Origin of the sequence: Photobacterium kagoshimensis (assembly GCF_050337045.1) — a bacterium.
In the GTDB taxonomy this organism is placed as follows: domain Bacteria; phylum Pseudomonadota; class Gammaproteobacteria; order Enterobacterales; family Vibrionaceae; genus Photobacterium; species Photobacterium kagoshimensis.
Genome location: NZ_JAKJSO010000014.1, coordinates 22,970 through 46,943, shown reverse-complemented (window position 1 = coordinate 46,943; position 23,974 = coordinate 22,970). Strand labels below are relative to the sequence as shown.

The following is a 23,974-nucleotide window of genomic DNA, read 5'->3' as shown; positions in this document are numbered from 1 at the left end:
GGTGTTAAATCCTTACTTCGCGGCGAGAGTCACGACCCCACACCAAGTTAATCATGGCGCGTGAGGCAAAAATACCTGTAAACATACTGGTGAGTAGACCAAGGCCGAGTGTTAGTGCAAAGCCTTGAATAGGGCCATTACCCACAGAATAAAGCACAACTGCAGTGATCATTGTGGTGAAGTTAGCATCGAAAATCGTACCAAAAGCACTATCGAAACCACGATCTATGGCTTGGGCCATACTGCGACCTTCTCGTAATTTATCCTTAATACGCTCAAAGATAAGTACGTTAGTATCAACCGCCATACCGACTGTCAGCACTAAACCGGCAATACCAGGCAAGGTCAGTACTGCGCCTGGGATCATCGCCAACAGACCAAATAGCATGATCATGTTAGAGACAAGTGCGATATTCGCCACCCAGCCTAAACGACGATACCAGCACGCCATAAATAGCAAGGTAATACCAAGACCCAGACCTAGCGCAGCAAAACCATTCTCAATATTTTCAGCACCCAATGTCGGGCCGATAGTACGCTCTTCTACAATAGTTACTGGCGCGGTTAATGAACCTGCACGTAGTAGCAACGCCAATTCTTGCGCATCTTGCAACGAACCTGCACCTGTAATACGGAAGCGGTTACCTAGCTGTGATTGAATCGTCGCGACACTGATGATGGTGTTGCTTTGGCTTGCTTTGCCATTTTCATCGCGGCTGTATTCACTGTAAGAGGTTGCCATCGGTTTACCAATGTGAGTTCGCGAAAACTCAGACATGATCTTACCGCCAGTGCTGTCTAGGGTAATGTTAACTTCAGGCATACCCATTTCACCTAAACTACCGCGAGCGTCAACAATGTGATCTCCCCCTAGCACGGCTTTACGAGCAACACGTACTGGACGACCATCTTTATCGTTAACCACCATGGTGCTACCCGTGCCCGCTTCTCTTACTTCATAAAACGCAAGACTCGCCGTTGCACCAATCACATTTTTAGCGGCGGCTGGATCTTGAACACCCGGTAATTCAATACGAATACGGTGCTCACCCTGACGCTGTACTAAAGCTTCCGTAATACCCAGCTCTTCAATACGGCTGCGCATTGTTTGTAGATTTTGTTGTACGGTTAAATTACGAAGCTGGGTTTGCTCGCTTTCTTTCATGGTGATGTAAACACCATCACCTTTACTGCTACGTACCTGCCATTGTGGGTATTGCTTACTAATAAACTTACGAACAACGCTATTCGCGTCTGAATTCGGTAAGTTCACCGCTAGCGTATCACTTTGGGTTTGCGTCATAGACGTAGAGCGAATGCCTTCTTTACGCAGCTGAAGACGTAGCTCATCGGCTAGCTGTTCAGTTTGAGCGCTAAATACTTGGTCAATATCCACATCCAGCAAGAACTGCACACCACCACGTAAATCTAAGCCCAATTTAATTGGTTCAAAGCCCATAGATTGCAACCACATAGGGGCTGCAGGCTCCAGCGCCAACGCAACTTGAGAGTCATCTTTCACCATAGTCGATAGCACGGCTTTCGCATGGGATTGTTGGGTTTCATCATTCAACACAACAATGGTTCTTTTGTCGCTTTGATCTATACGTTTAGTTGTAATGCCTTGCTCTGCTAACGCCTGCTGTAACGCTAATGGCGTCGAGGTTAGTCCTGCTTTCGCACCGATCTGAACCGCAGCATTCTCACCGTACCACGTAGGAATTGCACTCAGTGCCATCACACACAAGGTCACAATTAATACAACATACTTCCACGCCGAGTAGTGGTTCAATAAACGCGGTTTGTTTCTTTGGCTAGCTCTTTGACTAGATCTTTGATTAGTTCTTTGATTCATTTTATAAACGCCAAGTCTCACACGGCAGATGCCTAGTTACGCCTTAAAAAGCACAACTACACGCAATCTGAGTGTTCAAAAACACAGAGATAACTCCATAACAAGCAAGTGATCAGAGTTTTGGAGGCATGAAGTTCAACAGTTGTCGACGGGTGATATAGATAATACCTAGCGCCATCTATGTTGCCCTATCAATGCCAAAGGAGAAACTAAGCGGTGATCAGGCGGTGCTGATACTGAGTATGAGTGAGGTTTGACTCTTTCCAGCCAGCAAGCCGAGAAGAAGAGGATACGTGCGTTAACATCCAATCCACAGAGGGACTGATTTCAGCTTGATAGCCAATCACAAAGAATTGTGAGGGTTCAATCGGCAGCTCATGCGCCAATTGATAACTTGGTTGAATCGTCTCAGGATCATCACGCAACATACTGCTATAGCGCGATGTGTACATCATACCAAGGTGGAAGCGGTGCATATCATCGGTATGCGAACCCTTTTCTGGTTGCTGATGATTCACACTAAATGTTGACTTAAATACACATTGCTGTTGCGGAAAATTCGCAGCCATGTCGAGGGCCTGCGTTGAATGCGTCTTGAAAAGTGATTCGTGTATATGCTGCGAATAATGCAATGACGTTGCTGCAGGTATTTGAGGTGCACGAATCTCGTCCGCGTGTGCAAGAGAACCTGCACCCAGACAAAATACCACCATCAATACACGTAGAAACGTTGTTAGCATAGTCTTTGCATTATTATTTCAAGTCACAGCATCATAGAGTTCGATACTCGTTGTTACAAGCAATTATTTGAGCAAGATCGGTCATTACGTCAATTTGACTGATATATTTTCTGACAACACTGATAATCGCCCCCGTTTCTACCTCAACAAGCACAAATCCATCTTAATTACATTCACCTTAATACCGAATAACAACGCATCATTACCCTTATTTAGCACGATAACCATTCACGGATAATATTTGAATCCCTTACCCTCCCTCGTTATATTGCCATAACAAAAATCACAATAAAGGAAGTTAGCGCTATGGCAACACACAAAATCGCCTTCATTGGCCTAGGTACTATGGGCTTTCCAATGGCAGGACATTTAGCCAATGCAGGTCATGACGTTACCGTGTATAACCGCACTACAGCAACCGCTGAGCGCTGGCTAACACAGTACCAAGGTTCACATGCATTAACGCCTGCAGAAGCTGCACAAGGTGCTGAATTTATTTTTACTTGCGTAGGCAACGATGACGATGTTCGTCAAGTTTATACCGGTGAAAATGGTATTTTAGCGACAGTACAAGCGGGCGCCATTCTTATCGACAACACCACAGCCTCGGCGGAAGTTGCTCGTGAAGTCGCCGCTGCCGCTTTAACTGCCAATACACAGTTTTTAGATGCCCCCGTTTCTGGTGGTGAAGCTGGCGCAGTCAACGGTTGCCTTACCGTCATGGTTGGCGGTGACGCGGCTACATTTGAAAAAGCACAACCCGTGATGGATTGTTTTGCAAAAGCAACAACCCTGATGGGTGACGTTGGCTACGGGCAAATAACCAAAATGGCTAACCAACTTTGTATTGCGGGCGTTTTACAGGGCCTTTCTGAAGCGATTACCCTAGCAAAATCCGCAGGACTAGATATTGCACAAATGACGGAAGTGCTAAAGCATGGCGCTGCGGGGTCTTGGCAATTAGAAAACCGTGCTGCGACCATGGCCAATAACGACTTCGATTTTGGTTTTGCCATTGATTGGATGCGTAAAGATTTAAGCATCTGTTTTGATGCCGCAGACAAGCTCGGTGTGGATCTGCCTCTGGCGAAACAAGTTGACGAGCGTTATGCCTCATTACAGCAACGTGGTTACAGCCGCGCAGATACCTCGGTGTTAATTAAACAGTTTGATGACGAAGCGCGCTAAAAACAATTAACCTAGAGGGCGATATAATTCTTATTGCCCTCTTTATATAGCTGTATTTGGTCAGAACTGAAACTGTGTTTTAGTCTTTATCTGACCATACAGCAAATTCATTGCCACTTGGTTCAATAAAGTGAAAACGTCTACCGCCAGGAAAAGTGAAAATAGGCCTGATGATCGCCCCACCCGCTTGCTCAACTTTCGCTTGAGTTTGTTCAAGCTTCTCACTATAAAACACAATCAAAGCTGCACCTTGCGATGTGGTACTCATTAAATCAGATTGATAAAAACCACCCTCTATACAAGGGTCACTGAAAGCAGAATACTCAGGACCATAATCGACAAACGTCCACTTAAACACCGTTGTAAAAAAGGCTTTAGTTGCAGAAATATCTTTGGCGGGTAATTCTAAATAGTTAATAGCTTCATGCTTATTCATTTGTCATCCCTTACTTTGTTTTTTCCAGTGTAATCACTGCCTATTATTGTGTCTCAAGCAATTCAAATAATCGTGATCCCTCTACCCCTTTCATCACCTTTCTTCCATTGCTTCCCTTCTGGCTATGGGGATCGTAAGAATTAAGTTAGCCCTCTGTAAGACAACAAAAAAGCCGCTGCATCTCTGCAACGGCTTCCTTATTTACGCTAAATCGATATTGTCTTATAGACCAATGAAGATACCCGCAAGTGCAGCACTCATTAGGTTAGCCAATGTCGCAGCCAATACCGCTTTAAAGCCAAGGCTTGCAACATCACTGCGGCGTTCAGGCGCCATTACACCAATCGAACCAATCTGAATCGCAATAGAACCAATGTTAGCAAAACCACACAGTGCAAAAGTGATGATCACTTGGCTTTGTGCCGATAGCGTTTCTTTCACGCTAACGAAATCAAGGAAGGCAACAAATTCGTTCAAAATCATCTTCTGACCAATGAACGCACCCGCTTGCAGCATTTCCGTAGCAGGAACACCGATGATGAATGCAAGTGGTGAGAATACGTAACCAAGAATGCTTTGCAGTGTCAGACCTTCAAAACCAGCCCAACCGCCAACCATTTCAAGGCCAGCATTCGCCATCGCAATCACACTCACAAAAGCAATAAGCATAGTACCGATTGCAACAGCAACCTTCATACCATTCATCGCACCAGCTGCCAGTGCGTCAATCATATTGCTGTGATCGCTTTTCGCCATCTCAATATCAGTTTGCTCAACGGCAACACTTTGCTCTGGCACTAAAATCTTCGCCATCAGCAAACTACCTGGAGCTGCCATAAAACTTGCTGCGATAAGGTATTTTAGATCAACACCTAAGCCTGCATAGCCACCTAGAACACTACCCGCAACTGACGCCATACCACCAGTCATCACTGCAAACAGTTCAGAACGTGTCATTTGAGGAAGGAAAGGCTTAACAAGAAGAGGGGATTCACCTTGAGAAAGGAAGATATTACCAGTAGCAACTAAAGATTCTGCACGGCTAGTACCAAGAAGACGCTGAATACCACCACCAATAACACGGATGATCCACTGCATCACGCCAAGGTGGTAAAGCAAAGAGATTAAAGCACTAATGAAAATAACGAGAGGAAGGACGCGAATTGCGAAGATAAAACCAGTTGTTGCTAAATCACCAAATAGGAACTTGATCCCTTCATCAGCGAAACCAAGAATGCTTGCTACGCCACTACTCATGGCTCCCAGCATCTTTTGCCCAATTGGTATATACAATACCAAAGCGGCAAATCCGGCCTGTAATAATAAGGCCCCACCAACTGTTCGCCAGTTGATTGCTTTTCGATTTTCAGATAATACGCACGCACATGCCACCAGTACAAAAATACCGGCAATACTAATTAACAACTGCATTATTTCGTCCTGCTACTTCTTTTAAAATGGATTGCGAAAAATGAAGGTGTTACTGCCTGCTGCCATAGCGGAACAACTGCTTTCGGGGAAAAAGCACAATAGGAGGGTTCTGAAGAATAACCTTCAGAAAATAAAGAGATGTCCGTCCAACTAAACAACATACAAGTCACCTTGATAACAAGCTAATACTCTGCCGGTCCAACTCCGTGGGTCGTTCACATTCCATGGTGACAGCTTGTAATAAGGTGGCTGAACTCGATGGTTCTGGCCGAGGGCGGAGTATATAGAGATCAAAATCACATTAACAATTTTATTCCCATAATTTTTCGTGATCTGGCGCTGATTGTGCACTTTTTGAACTAGACAAGAGACGAAAACGTTTGCCTGAGCCAGCATAACTAACAACGCAATAATGGATAGTTGATAACCATCAAATTGCAATAAGTTTCATTTGTAAGTTTACCAACCACATTCTAGGTTTAGATGAACAGCTCTTCACTCCATTCATACGGTGTGTCACATGCAAAAAGGATTTACGTTAATTGAGCTCGTGGTTGTCATTGTCATCTTGGGCATCTTAGCCGTTTTTGCTGCTCCACGTTTCTTAAACATACAAAGTGATGCCCGCATTGCGACACTGCAAGGTTTTCAAGGAGCCCTGCAAGGCGCAGATGGCATTGTGTTTGGAAAAGCCATAGTTCAAGGCCTAGAGAAACAAGAAAAAGTTCACTTAGATGGCACTCTTGCATCATCTGGTAGCGCGCCTGCAACATCGATAGAACTTAAATACGGCCACCCAGCTCAAAACAAAGAGAACCTAACGCTAGCAATGAAGACAGACTTACAAATCACCGACATTGAAGTTAGCGAGACGGAGGATTATTACGGTGAAGGGATCTATGCTTATCAAAGTGAGCAGGCACTAGAGCAAGTGCAAATTGAAGATAGCATGTGCTATATGCGGGTTCTTAATAAGAAGCAGACTGGTGAATTGCTCTTTAGCCTAATAAAAGAAGGCTGCTAACCAACTTCGCGTTGCTATGTATTTCTGGCATAATGCAGTACGACACCCGCTACCCGACACATTATGCCTATGCCGATGCCGATGCAAAACCTGACACAATGTGTAAAACCAATAACAACAATAGCATTAGTGATTGCACTGCTTATCAAGCCTGACGCTTATGCTAATCAGTTCGTGTTAGATGTTAAGCTTCTTAATTACAGCGATTCGTACGGCAATCTTCGTATACCAAGCAGCGTTCAGCTTGATCTCCCCGATCCTCTCAATGTGAAAGGCAACTTAAACCTAGAGAAAAGCCAGCTTACACGATTACCGCGGTCGTTAACGGTTGGCGGCAATCTCAACCTCGCTTATAGTCAAGTCACACAACTTCCTCGCAAGCTGAAAGTTAAGGGTTATATTAATTTAGCGCATTCAAATATTCAGCTACTAAATAATGGTCTACAGGTCACTGGCGATTTAAGTTTAATGGGCACAAATATAAAGCAACTCCCTCCCTATCTTTACGTAGGCGGAAACTTATATCTTGCTCATACGAAAATAACAGAACTTCCTGAGTATCTAACAGTGAAGGGAAGTGTTTATTTAGGGGGAATACAAATAAAGAAAACGGCAGAAAGCATCAATATTGGTGGTAATATTTATCAATAAAGTTAAGCAAACGTTTACTTACCAATGATAAATAAAAGGTTATTAGTAAATAGTGATGACTTCAGGTGTAATTAGGGATTTTTATTAGCCAGAAACATATTTCTAATGTTTCTGGCTAAACAGATAATCTGACATAAGGAAACCTATGTGGTTGATAAGATGTCAGATTTTTTCTTACTTCGCGCTGTTTTTAGCGCTTGTTGTTTGTGATTGATGGTAGAACCATTGTCTGCGGCTTCTATTTCTCATCTTGCACCTCTCTTCATAAATACTATGAGTAGGTGGTATTACAACTTTATACCGGTTACTCACTTAACTCGCTGTACTATACGCAGGTAAATATTACAAACATATTACGTATTGGATAAATACAACGTCATTTGCTTCCCTTGAGGTATTAAACACATTAAACAATAAGAACAGACAGCTAGTTAATAACTACTGAGTGTTTTGTTTTATTCAATACTGAGGGTTAAAGAACGATAAATGTAACGGAGGAATTTCGAAGGAATTAATATGAATGGATATCGCCTACGACTTACTTTACAACCTCTGTTTAACACTTATACGATTTAATATAAGGTGCTTTTTATCATGTTGCAACCTTATCTAGCAATAATTTATGTGATAAACAGCAATCTTTTTTATCTTACCTTAGCAAAAGTAGTTCAAAACACGGCTGTAAGTCTATGTTGTATATTGTTTAATCGTTTGCGTAAACTCAGGATACCAAAGCGGCATAAAAACCTATTTTAACGCTCAAAAAACAAACAAGGCTCCATTTGCATTCCTGCTAATCTTGGTGAAACCAGATATGAGCGACTTTTTCTAAACCTTGACAGTATAAAGTTTCAATACAACACTTATGATGGATATTTAGATGCTACCGCGCTCTAGGAGAGCTACATAAAAGAAGGATTTTCCTATCTATTCACTTTCTTCTGAGCAATAGCAACATTGATAGGCCGCTAATGAAAGGAGTGAGTTATGAGTGTTCATCAGATCACCTTGGAACAAAAGGCAAAAGTCCCACGTAAAGTCCTGTTTGATCTACTCGCTGATCATGAAAACCTCGATCGATTCTTTCGTGCTAACTTCTCTCTGATCAAAAAAGGAAACCCAACATCGAATGGTATTGGTGCTGTACGCGAAGTATCAACAGGCCCTTTTACCTATCAAGAGCAAATCCTAGACTACAAAGAAAATGAACACCTCCACTATAAAATAATTCAAGGTGGGCCAGTTAAAGAACACGGCAGCTGGATCCAAATCCAAAGTGTGAATGCCAAGCAGAGCTTGATTCATTACCGGATAATGTTTACGCCAAAGGTCGAGGGCACAGGCTGGCTCATCAAATTTGTACTTGAGCAAGAACTTAAAAAAGCACTACAAACACTTGCCAAGCACGGCGAAGCCAAATGGCAGGTATGAAGAACAACGATTAGCTTACCCATTTATTAAATGGCACCAATGTCAGCGACACCAGTGCGTAAATTTGGCTGCATAAAAGCCATATCACTCTATTTGCCTTCCCTTTACCTTCCCTTGCTGCACTGTCATCGGCTTGTCACCTCTTATTTCTAACCTGTAGACAGCTATGTTATTAGTCATATTTTTGATCTAGTCGGTGTGAATCCTTCGTTGAACAAGATTTAATCAAGTCATACCACCCAACACACTGCATTGATGTTTTTTCAGCCCAGAAAGGTAGTTCTTTAATGAAGCAGCAGCCGCTATTAACCACCGAGCGCCTTATTTTGCGCCCATTCCAGTTATCCGATGCTTTAACAGTCCAAAAGCTTGCGGGCGATCCCCTTATCGCTAATGGGACGATTAATGTCCCCCACCCTTACGATGATGGCATGGCTGGACAATGGATCGGTAAACATGTCGCTGGTTGGCATAGTCAGCAATCGGCCATTTACGCCATTACCCTTAAATCGAATCACCAACTTATTGGATGTGTCGGACTGCATAATATTAATAACCATACCGCACAGCTTGGCTACTGGATTGGGGTACCTTTTTGGGGGAAAGGATATTGCACCGAATCGGCTCAACGAATAGTTGATTTTGCCTTTAAGAAATTAGAATTAGAGAAAATATATTCGCGCCATTTAAGCCGTGAAGCTGCACCTGGCAAAGTCATGAAAAAAATAGGCATGAAACATGTGATGAGGAAAAATGGCGCGCTCAGGGTAAACCGATTAACCGAAGATCTCGATTATTACGAAATGAAAACCGCAGATGAAATGACATGCAGCGCGACTTAATACTGCATCAAAATTATGTGGCACCTGCTATGTGGTACCACACTCAGCGATGATGGTTAAATACGCTTAACCTTTGCCATGTAAAGCGCATCAACGTACTCGCCATTTCGGAATGCGAATTGAGTCGCAAGCCCCTCTTCAACAAAACCTAGTTTTTTGTAAAGTGCGATGCCCGCTTCATTATCGGTATATACTGTCAGCTCAATTCTGCGAATATTCAGCCAGTTCTCTGCCAAGTCTACCGCTGCCGCAAGAATTGTCGAACCCACCCCTTGCCCCTGAAAATCATCATGCACTGCCATCCCCACACTCGCCACGTGTTTACGACGGGGATTTTCCTCTACCATCATCCCCAGTTGACCAACGATACGGCCATCTAATTCTGCGACTAAGCTATGAACATTATTCGGCATATCTGTCAGGCGTTTTTGCCACATCGCCAGTGAAGGAAGTGGGAGTTGTAAAGTTCCCGCTTGTGCTTTCGCTCCGGCATACAAATTGCGAATTTGCTCTATGTCTGTCTGTTCCGTTGGTCTCACTTCAATCATTACTTCGCTTCCTTGTCATTCTACATAACCGCCACTAACAATTTTTTGATTGCTAGGGTTCTTCGAAGATGACAACAAAAGCATAGAAGATCAACTGCAATTCATTAAATAATAACAAGTTAATACCAAATCCAAACATGTTGTATTCGGGCAACCTTGTCTCGTTATCAAACTAAGCGCCTCTTTGTTCAAGCTAACCAAACCCACTATTGATATCTTTATTATTAGCGAGAATAAATAGCAAACTAAGAGTTATAACCCGTGCCCCCCATTCACCTATACTCTTGTTAATTAGTGCTCCTTATGATCTAAACAAGGTCTTAACGCGTTAATACTCAGTGAATGTAAAAGTGAAAGCCAAAACAATAATTGAACAGTTTATTCAACATAAAGATCTAGCTTGTTGTACATTTAATTTTTTATATTTGCAAACGGTAGTAAGCCACTGAATATATAGCTTTTGATAAATAAGCATGGAATTTTGCAATAAATCGTAAAAGATATCGGTCTTATATGTTGATTGTGAAGTTCCACAAAACAACAAGAAAACACCAACAATGGATGAGGTAAAATTATGTCTAGCTTAAAAGTAATCGCTGCAACTGCTGTACTTTTGATGTCTTCGTCTGCTTTTGCTGATATCAGAGTTGCAGATACCCACAATGGTGCATGGGTGACCATTACTGAAAATGGCCAACCTGCGGCTAATGCCAAGGTCTCCGTCGCGAATGTACCACAGCAGAAAGATTCATACACAACCGATGAACGTGGCCGTGTATTTATTCCATTAACATTAGAAAGCTCGCGTTCAATTAAATACCATGCAACAACAGAAAGCGGTAAAAAATCATCTCGTTTCGCTTTCCACTCTACTAATAAATAGCAAAATTGCCCCTGTTTATAACATTAAACAGGGGCTTATTTATCATAATCCTTTCGATTTAAATCTCTCGCAAGCACTAAGCCTAAACCTATTATTTGTAAAAATAACGCTAAGCTTTTCAACATGGAAATATTTTTTGCTTTATCAACTTGGTAATCAATTAATGCTAAGTTATCAATATAAAGTTGATTTATTTTATCGCGTTGTGATGATTGAAGATTAGTTAGCTTTTCCATTATATTAGGCAATGCTTCTTTGGTTATTTTATCTACGGGCTCTCCTAGCCAGGCTTGAATATCATCAATAACAAATTGAGCTAAATAGGGCGAAATATGATGATGATTTGCTTCACTTATAACCATCAGCGTTACTAGGTGTTCACGTTTTCGATCAATGGCTTCGACTTGCTGCCAGGTTAGCGCTATTAATTTATCGTTGCTGATCTGCTGCTGAATTAATACGTTTGCCGCTTGCACTTCGTCCTCAATGTAAAAATTTGTCATGAGTGCCGATACAATATTCATCAATAAGCCCGTTGCAACCACAGACCATGTGGGTATTTGCCACCTTAATGTCATCGCTCACCCCTTCTTCACTCTACTCTTTGAGTTGCATTTCACTACTCATCTAACCACTTGCTCCACCAGCCCCTCTAAGTATGGCAGGAGATACTCTCTCGAGATTGACTCCAGATACAATCTCGCTACTATTTACCGCCATAACCATTGCCTTAAGAGCTGTACTATGAAAACGCCGTGTATTGGGATATGTAAAAGTAATGACGGTATCTGTATTGGATGCCATCGAACGATAACTGAAATTCAACAATGGCGTCATTTAACGGATGAACAACGTGATGAAAAAATGGCTCAAGTTCAGCGTATCAACACGACACATACTTGCCAATTATGTGGTCAGCCCGCCTATTGCGAAATTACAGCGGGTGAAAGTCATTGTTGGTGCTATGAAATTACCCAAAGAGACACCAGTAGTATTAAAAGCGTTAACTGCCTTTGTAGAAGTTGCTTATCAAACCTTCCCATTAAAGTTGACTAAATAGCAGATAAAACAAACTAAACGTTTACTTTTTAGTTAAAAAGATCACAAAGTCGTTTGGCTTAGAATGATGCATCCACTATAATGCGTGCACCTTTACTAAAACAGTGTTCATTATGTCTTTTAGCCGTCATATTTTCTTCCTTTTGCTACTCTGCTCTTCAAGCTCAGCGCTCGCCTCTTCTCCTGTAAAGGCGCTACCTGACAACGAAATAATTTGCATGAAGGCACTAGAGAAATTGATCGTTACTAAGCAAATGGTATTTAGTAATAGCTCAGCAGAGCCAGACGCACGTCGTGATGCGGAACGTGTTATTGATGCGGCACGAGAAGTCTTTAATAACAATCAAAGCTATTGCGAAGCGGAATCGGCGATGCATCAGTACCAAGCAGACAAAGATGCAGGCTTTCGCTCTCGCCAAGGTGAGATCAACTTTTTTGGCCGTGGCGTAAGTTAATCGTCGCTCCATTACATCAAGTACTTACACTCATTTGACTGGTTTTGGTCTATGCTTCAACTAGGTTTAATAATAGAGAGTATGTACAATGTTTGGTCTAGAAAAAACCTCAAAATACAAGGCTATCTTTACGCATTCAAGTAAGGTTATCTTGCCTATAATTTTCGTTATTATTGGTATATCGGGCTGTGAGAAAAAAGCCCAAGTCGGCTTCACCCAAGATGACCTCAAACAAAGCTGGGTACTGACTAAAGTCGACGGTAAAGACCTGCAAACCACCGAACCGCGTATTACCCCCAATATGGCGATTGATTCAGATCTTAAAATCGCTGGCTTTAGCGGCTGCAATCGCTTTTTTGGCCAAATAGAGCTAACGGAGAATAACCTGAAGGTCACCGCGATGGGCTCCACCAAAATGGCGTGTATTCAAGATGATCAAGCGACGCTTGAAGCGCTCGTAACAACCTCACTGCAAAAAGATAATACCGTTTCATTAGAGAATGACACACTAACACTCACATCTGACCAACATATCCTGACATTTATGCCTGAAGACATTCCTGAAGGCGATGAGAAATAAAAAACATCATTTTTTATTTGTTGCAATGCGCTGTTTCTCACGGCATCATTTAGTCACAATATACTGACGACAAGACGGTAACTGCAAGTTTATCGTCTGATGCTTTGATAGGTAGATATGAAACTCAATAAACGCAAAGCTAAAGTCCTCCTCTCTGCTATCGACGAGTGGAAACGCGAGGATCAAATTTCACCAGAGCAAGCCACTAAACTCACCCAATCGATTGAAGTGGCAGGCTTTGACTGGCGTTTATTAGCGGTGTACTCCTTTTGGATTGCTATCAGCTGTTTCATTATCTCGGTGGGAGTGTTGTTGGCTGATGACTATCTGCTAGCACTGCTTGCTAATATTTTCGATGCCCCTGCCAGTGTCATGTGTGGCACCACAGCGGTTATTGCCGCCCTTTGCTATTATGCAGGGGTAAGACGACGATTCACCCATCCCTCAAAGACAATCAGTAACGAAGCGATTTTCTTTTTCGGGGTATTAATGAGTGCGGTATCAGTTGGTATTTTGGGGCAAACAACCATGTTTACACATGTAGACGATGCCACATTATTGCTGTTACTCACCGTCATTTATGCTGTGCTTGGTATTCGACTTTCTTCTGTACTTATCTGGATTTTCGCTTTATTAAGCTTTGTCGCTTGGATACAGCTAGAAACCACTGAAATTTCAGGTTTTTCCGATTACTTCCTTGGCATGAATCACCCAATGCGGTTTACCATCGTTGGTGGCTTTATTGCGCTAATGAGCCTGCAATGCCATCGCTTTATCCGTTCACAGCCTCTCAAAGATTCTACCCAGTTTATAGGGCTGCTCTTTTTCTTATTTGGATTATGGCTACTGTCTATTTTTGGCAATTATAGTAGTGCCAGCGCATGGTCGAGCGTGAAGCAAATCGAACTGATTCACTGGGCTATCTTATCAACCAGTATTTGTGCAGCCGTTCTTTACATGGGTATCCACTATGCAGATAGCCTGTGTCGTAGTTTCGGTATGACTTTCCTGTTGATTAACCTTTATACACGCTTTTTTGAGTATTTTTGGGATACCGCACATAAGACCATCTTTTTTGCCATTCTCGCGTTGAGCTTCTGGTTTATTGGCAGTCATGCAGAAAAGCTCTGGCAACTAGGTACGAAAACAGAAAACAAATAGGCTGTTTACGCTTATATCGCACTAAATAACTGAAATATTTAGCTTCACTGTTTAGTCTCTATTCAAACTTCGAGTATGATGGATACAACTACTTGCTTAAAATAGCTATGAGGATCACTCTATGAAAAAAGTTTTAATTGCAGCAGCACTCGCAACCTTATTAAGCGGCTGTGATAAAAATGAAGTTGGTGATGTGAGTTTAGGTATGTTCACCATGAAAGACATCAAAATCTCAAACTTGGATGATGAAAAGATCCCTGGAGTGACCTGCCATATTGCCTCTGTTGAAGCTAATTTAAGCCTTTCCGACCCAAGTGATAGCTCTATTTCTTGTCGTCAGACGGGTGATATCACACCTGAAATGCTCGCTCGAATTGATAAGAGTAAATCTGGTGAAGTGGTGTTTAAACAATCTAAAAGCATCTTCTTCAAATCAATGAAAGTTCGACGCATTTACGATGCCGAGAACCAAACATTACTTTACTTGTCTTACACAACCAAAGAGACAGAAGGCAGCTTCAAGCATAGCTTGTCTACTGTACCGCTATGGGGCACGAAGGCTTATGTTCAGCCTGCCACGCCAGCGTCATAGCCAAGTATAAAAGCAGCATCAATAAAAAGGCCGCAATCTTAATGACTTACCCAGAATGGTATTCATTAAGACTGCGGCCTTTTTGATACGCGATACGCAGCGCTATGACTGGTTATCTATAGTCACTGTCGCGACTACCTGTTGCTGAACAGACGCTTTTTGCGCGCGCGTCATCAACCAAGATGCAAGGCAACCAAACACCACCACTTGTAGCCATAATTGTCCCCACCAGCCAATCACTTGCTCAAACGTTGCGCCCATTTGATTCAAACGTACAAACCCATTTATAGCGGGCGTCGCAGGTGCAATTTGTGCTAAGTGATTTAACACATCAGGAATGGCAGAAGGTGGCCAAATAAAGCCTGCTGTGAAAATCAAAGGAATTGAGCTAATAAGCACGATAACCGTTGCCAATTCACGGCGTGGAATCAACTGCCCTATCACCATACCAGCAAAAATAACCGCCAGTAAGAAAGGCACCGTCATTGCCAATAGATCACCGATTGACGCCAGTCGACTAATGCCTAACGATTCAAAGCTATACCCGAAATAGTACGCGGTTAATGGCAGGTAAATCGTCATCATCAATAAGCCACGTACTATGATGATTTTCCATGCTGGGTAACGTAACCAATACCCCGTACCGCCTTGCAAACGATATTCGTTTTGACCACCGCCTAACATAGCAACAGCAATAAGCAATGTTTGGTGCAAAATCAGCACAAAGACAGCAGGCACAACGTAATTGATGTAACCCATTGAAGGGTTAAAAACAGGCTTCGTATTGAGTTTAATTGCCGAGAACTGATCAGCAGCTAAGGCGATGTTATCACCCGACATCACCATACGTGCCACTTTCAATTTAGCGCCGAGTGTACCGCCAACCGTTGCCATTCCTTCTACAATAGTGCCATACACTAAAAAGTAGGATGCATCGCCCGCATAGGCCAGAACAGGGCTTTTACCAAGTAATAAGTCGCGGTTAAAGTTCTCAGGGATCACCAATAAACCATGCACCTCACCAGCTTCAAGTTGCGTTTTAGCTTCATCAATAGAACGTGCAGATTGCTGCACTTTGACTTGCGGTGTTGCATCTATCATACGGATCAACTCACGGCTGATCTGGCTTTGATCGTGATTAACAACCGTTACAAGCTGTTCGCGCGGTAACTGCTGTGAATACGGCAGCGGGTACAGAAATGAATAAATCAACACCCCACCAAATACCGTAAACAGTAATGCTGGATTGGTAAAAATAGCGTTCAGCTCAAACTTTATTAGCGTACGCCAACTCATGACTTCACCTCACTTAATTGCTGGCTATTGGCTATCGCTCGCCCTTTCAATCCCACCAAAATCAGTACCACCCAAAAAGCGAAAATACCCGCTAATTTAGGTAAGCATGTTAACAATGTCGCGCCATAACTCACTTGCATCACCTGTACTTCAATGTAGTGACTGATCGGCAAGAGTGAGCGCCAAATTTGCGCTAATAGCGGCATATCACTCGCAGGGAAAGTGATCCCCATAAAAGCAAATGCGGGCGCAGTAAAACCTGCGACCATACTCATCGCGCGCGTTGGATCTAACGTGACTAAGAACAGTAACGCCCCAATAGCTTGGCAAGCCACAACCGTCAGTAATTGTGCAAATAGTACAATTCCCCAACTGCCATGCATTGGCCATGCTTGCCACAAGTACATGCCAACCATAAAGACGGCACCTTGTAGCCAAAACAGCCCCGTATAAGGTAGTAGCTTAGCCGCAAGATTACGCAGCGGTGCATTGGCTAACCATGCTTGTACCCCCTGCTGACGTAGCTCAGCAGCCATCGCCAGTACTGTGGTCGCCACCATGATAATTTGCCACATGGCAGGAATAGCGGCTGACACCAAAAACTGACCATAATCACTGCTGGTGTTATACAAGGGCGTAATTTGACTTCTGATTGGCACGGCTTGCCCTAGTGCTTGCAAAGGCACAGGGCTGCCTCCAACCATGTTCTTTAGCGTGTCTACTCCCGCGGTAAAGGTACCTTGCGCTTGAAGCAGTGCGGAGTTAACCAGCTTACCCACCAAAATAAATTGGCTGTTATAAAACGCTGTTACTTGCGGAGAACGCCCCAGCATCGCGTTTTCTTCTAACTTTGCGGGTAATACAACCAGCGCGTAAATATCCCCACTTCGTAATGCCGCACTGCCCTTCTCTACCGTTGTAAACTGAGCTGTAACGGCTAAAGCAGGGCTTGCATCATAGTAGCGAGTTAGCTGACGCGACATACGGCTATGGTCAAGATCAACCACACCGATAGAAAGGTCGCGGGCAATTCCCCCTGAGAAAATCGCCCACACGACGACAAACAGCACCGCAGGGATCCAGAGCGTCATGGCCTTTAACCACGCCTCTGAACGCCAAATATGCCACTCTCGTATTAGTTGCGAACGGAACATATTACTCCTGCTCTACTAAAATGCTCATACCTACCCGTAAACCTTCAATTGGTTCTACAGGGCGTGCTTCAACTTCAAAAGTGCGCATATCAAAGCCTTTCGCCGTATCTGTTGCACGCCAGGTTGCAAAATCACCCATCACCGACACATGGCTGACCATAAACGCATGACTCTCATCGCCTAATGCAGGGATCACAGCATTGAATGTTTGGCCTTCACGGTAATCTTTGAGGCTATCTTCACGTACATTGAAAACAGCCCAAGCATCATCCATGTCAACAATGCTAACCACAGGGAAACCTTGTGGAGCAAGCTCGCCAGAACGCAGAAGAATTTGACTGACTTCACCACGATGCCAGCTTTCTACACGCGTATCAGCTGCATATGCTTCTACTTCAGCAACGGCGCCAGCCGCCATTCGTGCTTGTTCAACAGCAGCACGTTTGGTTTCAACACGAGCACCTTCTTTGGCCATCTCTGCCATCTGGAATGCTGCACGTTCTGTGTAGCGAGCTGCTTGCCATTGCGTATAAGCCTCATCACGTTTTTGCTCAGCAATCACCCCATCGCGGTATAAGTTATCAACACGCTTATAGGTTTTTTCCATCAAGCTTGATGCCGCCTTAGCTTTCTGCCATTGATCATACGCTGCTGCAATTTCTTGACTACGTGCGCCTTTTTCAGCTTGTTCAGCCATCGCACCCGCCGCTTCTTGACCTGCACGTGCTTGCTCTAGTTTTGCGTCTAGCTCAGGGCTTAGTAGTGTAAAAATAAGCTGGCCACGTTCTACTTCTTCACCTTTTTTAACCAAAACCTGATCAACTCGACCCGGTACTTTCGATGAAATATTGTACTGCTGAGCTTCGATTTGCCCTTGAAGGCGTTCTGGCTGAGGTAGGTATGCTTGCCAGAAGGTGTAGCCAAGCCAGCCTACTAATGCAGCTGCCGGAATGATTGCAGCAAAAGACTTATACTTACTCATGACTAAACCTCTAAACCTTTATATTGTTGGTACTGATTAAAGCTATTCATTTCACCACTCACTGCCAGTAAGCGAGAGAGTGAGATTACATATTGGTATGCCGCAGCAAGACGCTGTGTTTTCACACCAGCCAAATACATTTCGGCATCCACCACTTCCAGTGATGTTGATAAACCTTGGCTAAATGCCTTATCACGTAAGCGAACATTTTCTTGTGCTAATGCGATACTTGATTTCAAGCTATTAAATTCTTCCAGCGCTTGTTGTGCTTCACGGTATGTCTTTTCAACCAGCACCGACAAATCTTGTTCTGCTTGGCGGCGTAAGTAACCGACCTGATCCACAGTGCTACGCGCTGCTTTTACTTTGCCAGAGCGGCCTGAATTATCGAACAGAGCAATATTCACTCCAACGCCAACCGCCCAATCTGGCGCTGTTTTTGCCGCTAACGTATCGTCTTCATGCAGGCTGTAGTTACCGTATAAGTACACTTCTGGGTAATACTTGCCTTTTTCGATATCAATCACACCGCTGGCTTGTTTTTTCTTGGAATCAAGAATATGTAAGCCTGGGTACTCAGTCAGTGTTTTCTCAAGGAAAGCACTCATAGGAGGCAGCGATTCATTGGTAAATAGACCCGTTGATAAATCCGCTGGGCTTGAGAGTTTTAGCAGTTTAGTCAAAGCAACTTGGGATATTTCATAATCACGTGCTGCTTTCTGACGCTCGACGCGAGCTTTGTCGTAAGAAGCTTCAGCTTGCAAACGCTCTACTTTTGCAATTTGCCCTTGCTGCTCTAATTTCTTAGCGTGATGTAAATGCTTCTTCAGCCCTTGCTCGACATCGATGCGCGTTTGAAGAACGTGCTTTGTTAGCACAACCCCAAAATAAAATTTCGATAAATCTTCGAATTTGGCCTGCTGCTTCATAGCCAGCATGTACTTTGCTTCGTCTTTCTGGCTTTTCGCTATATCTTGTGCGGCATCGATGCGCCCACCAGTAAAAATAGGCCAAATAGCGCGAATTGAGCTCGTAAACACATCACGCTTAGTGAGTTGCGAGGTAAATAAACTATCGGCAAGATCGGCAATCATGCCACCTTGACTGCCAATTGGCGTACTCGCAGCAAGATCAGAAGGCTTTATTTCTACCGCTTTATCTAAGCGGGTGTAATTGGCAGACATGGTAATTTTAGGCAGGTTTAAGTCACTTGCCGCATCTTGCATATACTGGGTACGATCAATATTCGCACGTTCAGCCGCTAGTGCATCACTGCTTTCAACAACAGTTCGCCACGCATCATTAAAACTTACAGGTGCTGCATGCACATTCGTCACACTAAGCAAGATGCTGACTAATGCGACAATAGGCTTCATTTTCATCATTAACCCTTATAGGTCTTTGTCTTTTGAACAATTCAACATCATTTTAGAGCATTTACTCTATGAAGTTCAATCTTGAATTTATAAATCATGCTAAAACATTCGATATTAAACAAAATGCTTATTGATAAGGTAACATGATAACGCTTCTAACCGTCGCTAACACCTGTTGATACATATAAATGCATGATGTTTTATTTTTAAACAAGGGCAACAACCCAATCAAATGCAACATGTTACCTATCGGTGTTAAACCGCTAAGTCATAAGCTATGAAACCACAAGCACATAAAGAAGGTATATTCTCAAGCTGGTATACGAGTGCTTTGGCAAGACGAGATAATAGAGAAAGGTTGAGGCGGTTAACGCCAGTTTGATACTGATGGCACTGTATTGGTAGATGGCACTATATAACAGGCAAAAAAATGGCGGGTATCTACCCGCCTAACGTCAATTAAGCCTAATTAGCAATATCCCTATTGCAAAGAACCATTACAAGATAAAGAATAGCATTCGATATAATTACAGAACACATGCCCGTTTATCTTTTGTGATTAAGATCACACTAGCAAAATACGACGAGCCGTTACCTCGTCATACCCACTCAGGTTCATGCTGTTCAAAACAAAAAAAACGGCTCACCTAGGTGAACCGCTCTTATCACGACGCAGACTATTTAGCCATAGAAATTAATGATTTACCAAACAGCCATTCAAGTTCTTTGATACTAGCCTCGCCAAAACGATCATGGCAAAGTTGGTATAAGCGCTCTATCCCACGCATCGCAAATTCATTTGAGCTTTCTGCCGTTACAATGTGGTGGAAAAGTAAGCGTAGAATTGCTAAGAATTTTTCATCATCTAACGCAGCGACCCAACTTGCGATAAACGCATCAAGATCACTGTCCAATTCCAGCTTTTCAATAAACAATTTAAAAATCCGTCCATCCATTGCATTGGCAAAGTCAGATTTTTTTGGAAAGTGGTGGCTAATGCCAGTACGGGAAATGCCTGTCTGCTTACTTAACGTGGTGTAAGACATTTTGTCATAACCTAATGTCAGCAGCTGATCAACAACAGCGTCCATAATGGTCTGAATTGTGATTTCGGTATCTTCTTTACTACGCTTTGGCATATTGAATGACTCTAAAAGTGTATTTGCCTAATCATGCAGTTTGCTGATTAGTTGATATTTATATCGCTGTTATCTGTTTAGTATTACAAAATGCTATTCCGTTAACCAGTATTCTGCTCGCTTTTTTTACTTGGATTCAAACAACATTGACGAAAACTAAAAATGCAAAAACAAAATTTCGAGTTTTATCACAAACCTAAAAATCGATTTTTTGACTTTTTCTTATTGTCGTCCAAACTTTTCAGCAGCTTCTTCTATATTACGGTAAAGATTCGTAGTCCAATATGGAAGTTCACTTGTCGCAATTAATGGTCCCTTACGTGGATCAGTCGGTGAAATGACCACATCAACATTTTCGACCCCAACAGTTTCAACCGCAATAAATAGCTCTTCAATCGCAACATCTCCCATCGCTAAACAACCGACTGATGATGCACGTCCGTGAATAAAAATATTCGAACCAGGCTGATGGCGCTGTTCCTTTTGTGCATGTTGAAGATCAAAATGGTTCGGATAATTCAATTTCATCGACAAATGGAAACGACTATTCGGGTTAAGTCCGATCACTCGGTATATACCTTCGGGTACTTGCTTATCACCTTCGCGCAACTTGGGGCCCAGTACACCACTCTGCTTTTTGACTACATAGCGTTTAATATAGCTCCAAGCTCCTCCTTGTTTAGCCCACAACTCTAAAGCTGCGTCTTCTTTTATTGCAAATAATCCTAATCTTTCGGGTGGATAGCTAATGCCAGACGCCGCAAACAGACGGGTTAAACGAGGAACAATAATAGGTGAATAACGGTTACGAACATCATCTACCGTACGTTGTCCATGCGGTGGATAATCTTGATATATTGATGTGGAATAATTTGCGCTACACGCCCAAGACGCGCAGACGAAGATACTCCCAACCATAAACCGATATAGCCCCATTTCAGTCGTCCCCTTCAGTTTGCTGCACTTCATGAACAAAGACTGATTACCACCGACAAAGTTAGCTAAGACTCCAGCGAATCAGAGTGTATTACACCCCCAGTAGCACGTTAAATGCACCAAAAGCCAAGAAATATCGTTCTTCGCATATAGAAAACAATAGCCATACCGATGACTTAACGATTAATTAGAAAAGACCACCTAATAACCTGCAAAATGTCGCTAAAAAAGGCAGTTAGTGAAAAGAAAATTCACTTTTATTAGTCAATTCTCAAAATAGCAACTTATCCTCATATTAAACATTATTTTTACATTTTTCTGGCAAGTGGCTCCTATAATTAACTTGACCGACCAGTTTCTATCATATTAGATTTAACAAGAGCGCAACAAAACAAGGATGAATTTGTATGACCTTACCTCTTTCTGCGGATCGTTTAAAGGAAACCACTATGCTTCAACCTCTACCCCATGAAATGATTTTGAAGTGGGCAGAAGAGCGAGCGGATGAAATTTACCTTCGTCAAATTATCAATCGCAAATTTGTTGATTACTCTTATGCTGACGTTGCAGATAAAGCACTAAGACTTGTTAGTGCGCTACGAGACTTAGGTATCCAACCGGGAGACCGTGTCGCTCTTGCTTCTAAAAACTGTGCTGAATGGTTTATTTGTGACTTAGCGATGATGTTAGGTAGCTATATTAGTGTCCCCGTTTTCCCAACTGCGGGGGCTGAGACAATTGAGCATTGCGTTACACACAGTGAATCAAAAGTATTGCTGATTGGTAAGCTTGACGACAGTAAGGCCATTGAATCAGTCTGTGCTGATCTGCCAGATCTTATTACCATAGGTTTTAACTACGACAGTACACCAAAGTGCCAATACCAGTTTAATACACTCATAGAGCAACACGAACCATCGACTGAACGTCCAAGTTATGAAAATGACGATCTCATGTCTATTGTATACACCTCAGGTACATCAGGATTACCAAAAGGCGCGATGCTCAGCTACGGCGCATTCGCGTGGTCATCACAACGACTAATCGACCATATCGGTATGCAAGATGGTGAGCGCTTGTTTTCCTACTTACCGCTGGCACATATCACTGAGCGTGTGTATATCTTCGGTTCTTCCGTGATGGCAGGTATGCAAGTTGCTTTCCCTGAATCACTCGATACTTTTATCGATGATGTAAAAATGCATCGACCAACCTTATTTATCTCAGTACCTCGTTTATGGACCCTGTTCCAACAACGTATTCAAGATAAACTACCGCAACGAAAACTCGACTTCTTACTTAAGATCCCTTTCATTTCAGGGGTTATTAAGCGCAAATTAGCGGATGGGCTCGGCCTAGATAAAGCGCGAGTCCTTGGTTGTGGCTCAGCCCCTGTTTCGCCAGCATTGCTGCGTTGGTACGAACGCATTGGGCTGAATATTACAGAAGCATGGGGAATGACGGAATCCTTTGCCTACAGTACGCTTAACCACCCATTCCGAAGTGACAAAATTGGCTCTGTCGGTAACCCAGGACCTGGCGTTGAAATTAAGATTGCCGCAGATGAAGAAATTCTGGTCCGTAGTGAAGGGCTATTCTCTGGCTACTACAAAAATGAAGAAGCCAGTAAAGAATGTTTTGATCAGGATGGATGGCTGCACACGGGCGATATTGGCTCCGTTGATGACGAAGGTTACATCACAATTGAAGGCCGTAAAAAAGACACCTTTAAAACAGCGAAAGGTAAATTTGTTTCGCCAGTACCTATTGAAAAACGCCTATTCGAGTTAAGTAACGTCGAAATGATGTGCTTAATCGGTTCGGGCATGCCTGCACCTGTCTTATTAGCCATTCCACACGAATTCCCGAACTTTGATCGCAAGCGCTACGAGAAAAAAGTGCACCATGTCATCGATACCATCAACCAAGAACTTGAATCTCACGCAAAGATAAAAGGTGTGTTAATGATTAAAGAACCGTGGTCGATTGAAAACGGTATTTTAACGCCAACACTGAAAATTAAGCGCCATATCCTAGAAAAGCGCTACCAAGATATTGGTAATGAATGGCCTAAGGGTCAGCTAGTGCAGTGGGAAGAATAATACCTTTCAACGGCTCCCATGGAGCAACAGAGCAATGAACTAATCATCAATAGCAAAAAGGCGTAACCGAACTTCTAATTCCCTAGAAGCTGGTTACGCCTTTTTCTTTATGC

General features: G+C 42.9%; 24 protein-coding genes. 12 read left to right on the top strand and 12 right to left on the bottom strand.

Translation table 11 applies throughout. The features are described 5' to 3' along the window. Positions 1-4 precede the first annotated feature (4 nt). The gene (gene secD / locus L4C35_RS12420; protein ID WP_428463162.1) at positions 5-1,855 is read right to left on the bottom strand and encodes a protein translocase subunit SecD; all 1,851 of its coding nucleotides are present in this window, start codon (positions 1,853-1,855) and stop codon (positions 5-7) included. A gap of 209 nt (positions 1,856-2,064) precedes the next feature. Continuing rightward, complete coding sequence (locus tag L4C35_RS12415) at positions 2,065-2,595, bottom strand: hypothetical protein (protein WP_428463161.1); 531 nt, start codon at positions 2,593-2,595, stop codon at positions 2,065-2,067. Between the two features lie 288 nt (positions 2,596-2,883). Between L4C35_RS12415 and L4C35_RS12410 the strand changes: the two genes are divergently transcribed. Beyond that, a complete protein-coding gene (locus L4C35_RS12410; protein ID WP_428463361.1) occupies positions 2,884-3,783 on the top strand; it encodes an NAD(P)-dependent oxidoreductase in 900 nt (299 codons plus the stop codon). A 79-nt stretch (positions 3,784-3,862) separates the two neighbouring features. On the opposite strand, the gene L4C35_RS12405 is transcribed toward L4C35_RS12410, so the two are convergent. Together L4C35_RS12405 and L4C35_RS12400 are read right to left on the bottom strand one after the other, a co-directional pair. Continuing rightward, entirely contained in the window at positions 3,863-4,219 is a 357-nt protein-coding gene (locus tag L4C35_RS12405) for a VOC family protein (RefSeq protein ID WP_428463160.1), read from the bottom strand. A 222-nt stretch (positions 4,220-4,441) separates the two neighbouring features. Further along, entirely contained in the window at positions 4,442-5,650 is a 1,209-nt protein-coding gene (locus tag L4C35_RS12400; protein ID WP_048899306.1) for a NupC/NupG family nucleoside CNT transporter, read from the bottom strand. A gap of 520 nt (positions 5,651-6,170) precedes the next feature. Between L4C35_RS12400 and L4C35_RS12395 the strand changes: the two genes are divergently transcribed. From L4C35_RS12395 to L4C35_RS12380, 4 genes are all read left to right on the top strand, one after another. Then, positions 6,171-6,674: a type II secretion system protein gene (locus L4C35_RS12395; RefSeq protein WP_428463159.1), complete on the top strand. Its 504-nt coding sequence runs from the start codon at positions 6,171-6,173 to the stop codon at positions 6,672-6,674. A gap of 81 nt (positions 6,675-6,755) precedes the next feature. After that, entirely contained in the window at positions 6,756-7,325 is a 570-nt protein-coding gene (locus L4C35_RS12390) for a hypothetical protein (RefSeq protein WP_428463158.1), read from the top strand. Between the two features lie 987 nt (positions 7,326-8,312). Beyond that, positions 8,313-8,756 (top strand): SRPBCC family protein, encoded by a 444-nt coding sequence (locus tag L4C35_RS12385; RefSeq protein WP_428463157.1) that lies wholly within the window; start codon positions 8,313-8,315, stop codon positions 8,754-8,756. A gap of 287 nt (positions 8,757-9,043) precedes the next feature. Continuing rightward, a complete protein-coding gene (locus L4C35_RS12380; RefSeq protein ID WP_428463156.1) occupies positions 9,044-9,598 on the top strand; it encodes a GNAT family N-acetyltransferase in 555 nt (184 codons plus the stop codon). A gap of 56 nt (positions 9,599-9,654) precedes the next feature. On the opposite strand, the gene L4C35_RS12375 is transcribed toward L4C35_RS12380, so the two are convergent. Then, on the bottom strand, positions 9,655-10,146 hold the full coding sequence (locus tag L4C35_RS12375; RefSeq protein WP_428463155.1) for a GNAT family N-acetyltransferase: 492 nt from the start codon (positions 10,144-10,146) through the stop codon (positions 9,655-9,657). 574 nt (positions 10,147-10,720) lie between these two features. Here L4C35_RS12375 and L4C35_RS12370 point away from each other — a divergent pair. Beyond that, on the top strand, positions 10,721-11,029 hold the full coding sequence (locus tag L4C35_RS12370; RefSeq protein ID WP_428463154.1) for a transthyretin-like family protein: 309 nt from the start codon (positions 10,721-10,723) through the stop codon (positions 11,027-11,029). Between the two features lie 35 nt (positions 11,030-11,064). Here L4C35_RS12370 and L4C35_RS12365 read toward each other — a convergent pair whose 3' ends face one another. Beyond that, the gene (locus tag L4C35_RS12365) at positions 11,065-11,607 is read right to left on the bottom strand and encodes a hypothetical protein (RefSeq protein WP_428463153.1); all 543 of its coding nucleotides are present in this window, start codon (positions 11,605-11,607) and stop codon (positions 11,065-11,067) included. Here L4C35_RS12365 and L4C35_RS12360 point away from each other — a divergent pair. The 5 genes from L4C35_RS12360 (at position 11,531) to L4C35_RS12340 (ending at position 14,876) form a co-directional block, all read left to right on the top strand. Continuing rightward, the gene (locus L4C35_RS12360) at positions 11,531-12,085 is read left to right on the top strand and encodes a cysteine-rich CWC family protein (protein WP_428463152.1); all 555 of its coding nucleotides are present in this window, start codon (positions 11,531-11,533) and stop codon (positions 12,083-12,085) included. The genes L4C35_RS12365 and L4C35_RS12360 overlap by 77 nt on opposite strands. A 116-nt stretch (positions 12,086-12,201) precedes the next feature. After that, complete coding sequence (locus tag L4C35_RS12355; protein WP_428463151.1) at positions 12,202-12,543, top strand: hypothetical protein; 342 nt, start codon at positions 12,202-12,204, stop codon at positions 12,541-12,543. 151 nt (positions 12,544-12,694) lie between these two features. Then, complete coding sequence (locus tag L4C35_RS12350) at positions 12,695-13,123, top strand: META domain-containing protein (RefSeq protein WP_428463150.1); 429 nt, start codon at positions 12,695-12,697, stop codon at positions 13,121-13,123. Between the two features lie 117 nt (positions 13,124-13,240). Further along, the gene (locus L4C35_RS12345; protein ID WP_428463149.1) at positions 13,241-14,284 is read left to right on the top strand and encodes a hypothetical protein; all 1,044 of its coding nucleotides are present in this window, start codon (positions 13,241-13,243) and stop codon (positions 14,282-14,284) included. Between the two features lie 121 nt (positions 14,285-14,405). After that, the gene (locus L4C35_RS12340; RefSeq protein ID WP_428463148.1) at positions 14,406-14,876 is read left to right on the top strand and encodes a CreA family protein; all 471 of its coding nucleotides are present in this window, start codon (positions 14,406-14,408) and stop codon (positions 14,874-14,876) included. A gap of 102 nt (positions 14,877-14,978) precedes the next feature. Here L4C35_RS12340 and L4C35_RS12335 read toward each other — a convergent pair whose 3' ends face one another. The 6 genes from L4C35_RS12335 to L4C35_RS12310 all read right to left on the bottom strand — a co-directional run bounded on the left by L4C35_RS12335 (position 14,979) and on the right by L4C35_RS12310 (position 21,792). After that, the gene (locus L4C35_RS12335) at positions 14,979-16,172 is read right to left on the bottom strand and encodes an ABC transporter permease (RefSeq protein ID WP_428463147.1); all 1,194 of its coding nucleotides are present in this window, start codon (positions 16,170-16,172) and stop codon (positions 14,979-14,981) included. Beyond that, positions 16,169-17,326: an ABC transporter permease gene (locus L4C35_RS12330; protein WP_428463146.1), complete on the bottom strand. Its 1,158-nt coding sequence runs from the start codon at positions 17,324-17,326 to the stop codon at positions 16,169-16,171. Before L4C35_RS12330 ends, L4C35_RS12335 begins: the two co-directional genes overlap by 4 nt. 1 nt (position 17,327) lies before the next feature. Continuing rightward, entirely contained in the window at positions 17,328-18,308 is a 981-nt protein-coding gene (locus L4C35_RS12325) for an HlyD family secretion protein (protein ID WP_428463145.1), read from the bottom strand. Between the two features lie 2 nt (positions 18,309-18,310). Continuing rightward, positions 18,311-19,690 (bottom strand): TolC family protein, encoded by a 1,380-nt coding sequence (locus L4C35_RS12320; RefSeq protein ID WP_428463360.1) that lies wholly within the window; start codon positions 19,688-19,690, stop codon positions 18,311-18,313. 671 nt (positions 19,691-20,361) lie between these two features. Beyond that, positions 20,362-20,823: a TetR/AcrR family transcriptional regulator gene (locus L4C35_RS12315; RefSeq protein WP_428463144.1), complete on the bottom strand. Its 462-nt coding sequence runs from the start codon at positions 20,821-20,823 to the stop codon at positions 20,362-20,364. 222 nt (positions 20,824-21,045) lie between these two features. Beyond that, entirely contained in the window at positions 21,046-21,792 is a 747-nt protein-coding gene (locus L4C35_RS12310) for a L,D-transpeptidase family protein (protein ID WP_428463143.1), read from the bottom strand. A gap of 374 nt (positions 21,793-22,166) precedes the next feature. On the opposite strand from L4C35_RS12310, the gene L4C35_RS12305 reads away from it, so the two are divergent. Next, a complete protein-coding gene (locus tag L4C35_RS12305; protein ID WP_428463142.1) occupies positions 22,167-23,861 on the top strand; it encodes an AMP-binding protein in 1,695 nt (564 codons plus the stop codon). Positions 23,862-23,974: the final 113 nt, after the last annotated feature.

Bases quoted from the DNA above. Each gene is read 5' to 3' on its own strand.
- secD (WP_428463162.1), bottom strand. From the start codon at position 1,855: ATGAATCAAAGAACTAATCAAAGATCTAGTCAAAGAGCTAGCCAAAGA.
- L4C35_RS12415 (WP_428463161.1), bottom strand. From the start codon at position 2,595: ATGCTAACAACGTTTCTACGTGTATTGATGGTGGTATTTTGTCTGGGT.
- L4C35_RS12405 (WP_428463160.1), bottom strand. From the start codon at position 4,219: ATGAATAAGCATGAAGCTATTAACTATTTAGAATTACCCGCCAAAGAT.
- L4C35_RS12400 (WP_048899306.1), bottom strand. From the start codon at position 5,650: ATGCAGTTGTTAATTAGTATTGCCGGTATTTTTGTACTGGTGGCATGT.
- L4C35_RS12395 (WP_428463159.1), top strand. From the start codon at position 6,171: ATGCAAAAAGGATTTACGTTAATTGAGCTCGTGGTTGTCATTGTCATC.
- L4C35_RS12390 (WP_428463158.1), top strand. From the start codon at position 6,756: ATGCAAAACCTGACACAATGTGTAAAACCAATAACAACAATAGCATTA.
- L4C35_RS12385 (WP_428463157.1), top strand. From the start codon at position 8,313: ATGAGTGTTCATCAGATCACCTTGGAACAAAAGGCAAAAGTCCCACGT.
- L4C35_RS12380 (WP_428463156.1), top strand. From the start codon at position 9,044: ATGAAGCAGCAGCCGCTATTAACCACCGAGCGCCTTATTTTGCGCCCA.
- L4C35_RS12375 (WP_428463155.1), bottom strand. From the start codon at position 10,146: ATGATTGAAGTGAGACCAACGGAACAGACAGACATAGAGCAAATTCGC.
- L4C35_RS12370 (WP_428463154.1), top strand. From the start codon at position 10,721: ATGTCTAGCTTAAAAGTAATCGCTGCAACTGCTGTACTTTTGATGTCT.
- L4C35_RS12360 (WP_428463152.1), top strand. From the start codon at position 11,531: ATGAGTGCCGATACAATATTCATCAATAAGCCCGTTGCAACCACAGAC.
- L4C35_RS12365 (WP_428463153.1), bottom strand. From the start codon at position 11,607: ATGACATTAAGGTGGCAAATACCCACATGGTCTGTGGTTGCAACGGGC.
- L4C35_RS12355 (WP_428463151.1), top strand. From the start codon at position 12,202: ATGTCTTTTAGCCGTCATATTTTCTTCCTTTTGCTACTCTGCTCTTCA.
- L4C35_RS12345 (WP_428463149.1), top strand. From the start codon at position 13,241: ATGAAACTCAATAAACGCAAAGCTAAAGTCCTCCTCTCTGCTATCGAC.
- L4C35_RS12340 (WP_428463148.1), top strand. From the start codon at position 14,406: ATGAAAAAAGTTTTAATTGCAGCAGCACTCGCAACCTTATTAAGCGGC.
- L4C35_RS12335 (WP_428463147.1), bottom strand. From the start codon at position 16,172: ATGAGTTGGCGTACGCTAATAAAGTTTGAGCTGAACGCTATTTTTACC.
- L4C35_RS12330 (WP_428463146.1), bottom strand. From the start codon at position 17,326: ATGTTCCGTTCGCAACTAATACGAGAGTGGCATATTTGGCGTTCAGAG.
- L4C35_RS12325 (WP_428463145.1), bottom strand. From the start codon at position 18,308: ATGAGTAAGTATAAGTCTTTTGCTGCAATCATTCCGGCAGCTGCATTA.
- L4C35_RS12320 (WP_428463360.1), bottom strand. From the start codon at position 19,690: ATGAAAATGAAGCCTATTGTCGCATTAGTCAGCATCTTGCTTAGTGTG.
- L4C35_RS12315 (WP_428463144.1), bottom strand. From the start codon at position 20,823: ATGCCAAAGCGTAGTAAAGAAGATACCGAAATCACAATTCAGACCATT.
- L4C35_RS12310 (WP_428463143.1), bottom strand. From the start codon at position 21,792: ATGAAGTGCAGCAAACTGAAGGGGACGACTGAAATGGGGCTATATCGG.
- L4C35_RS12305 (WP_428463142.1), top strand. From the start codon at position 22,167: ATGACCTTACCTCTTTCTGCGGATCGTTTAAAGGAAACCACTATGCTT.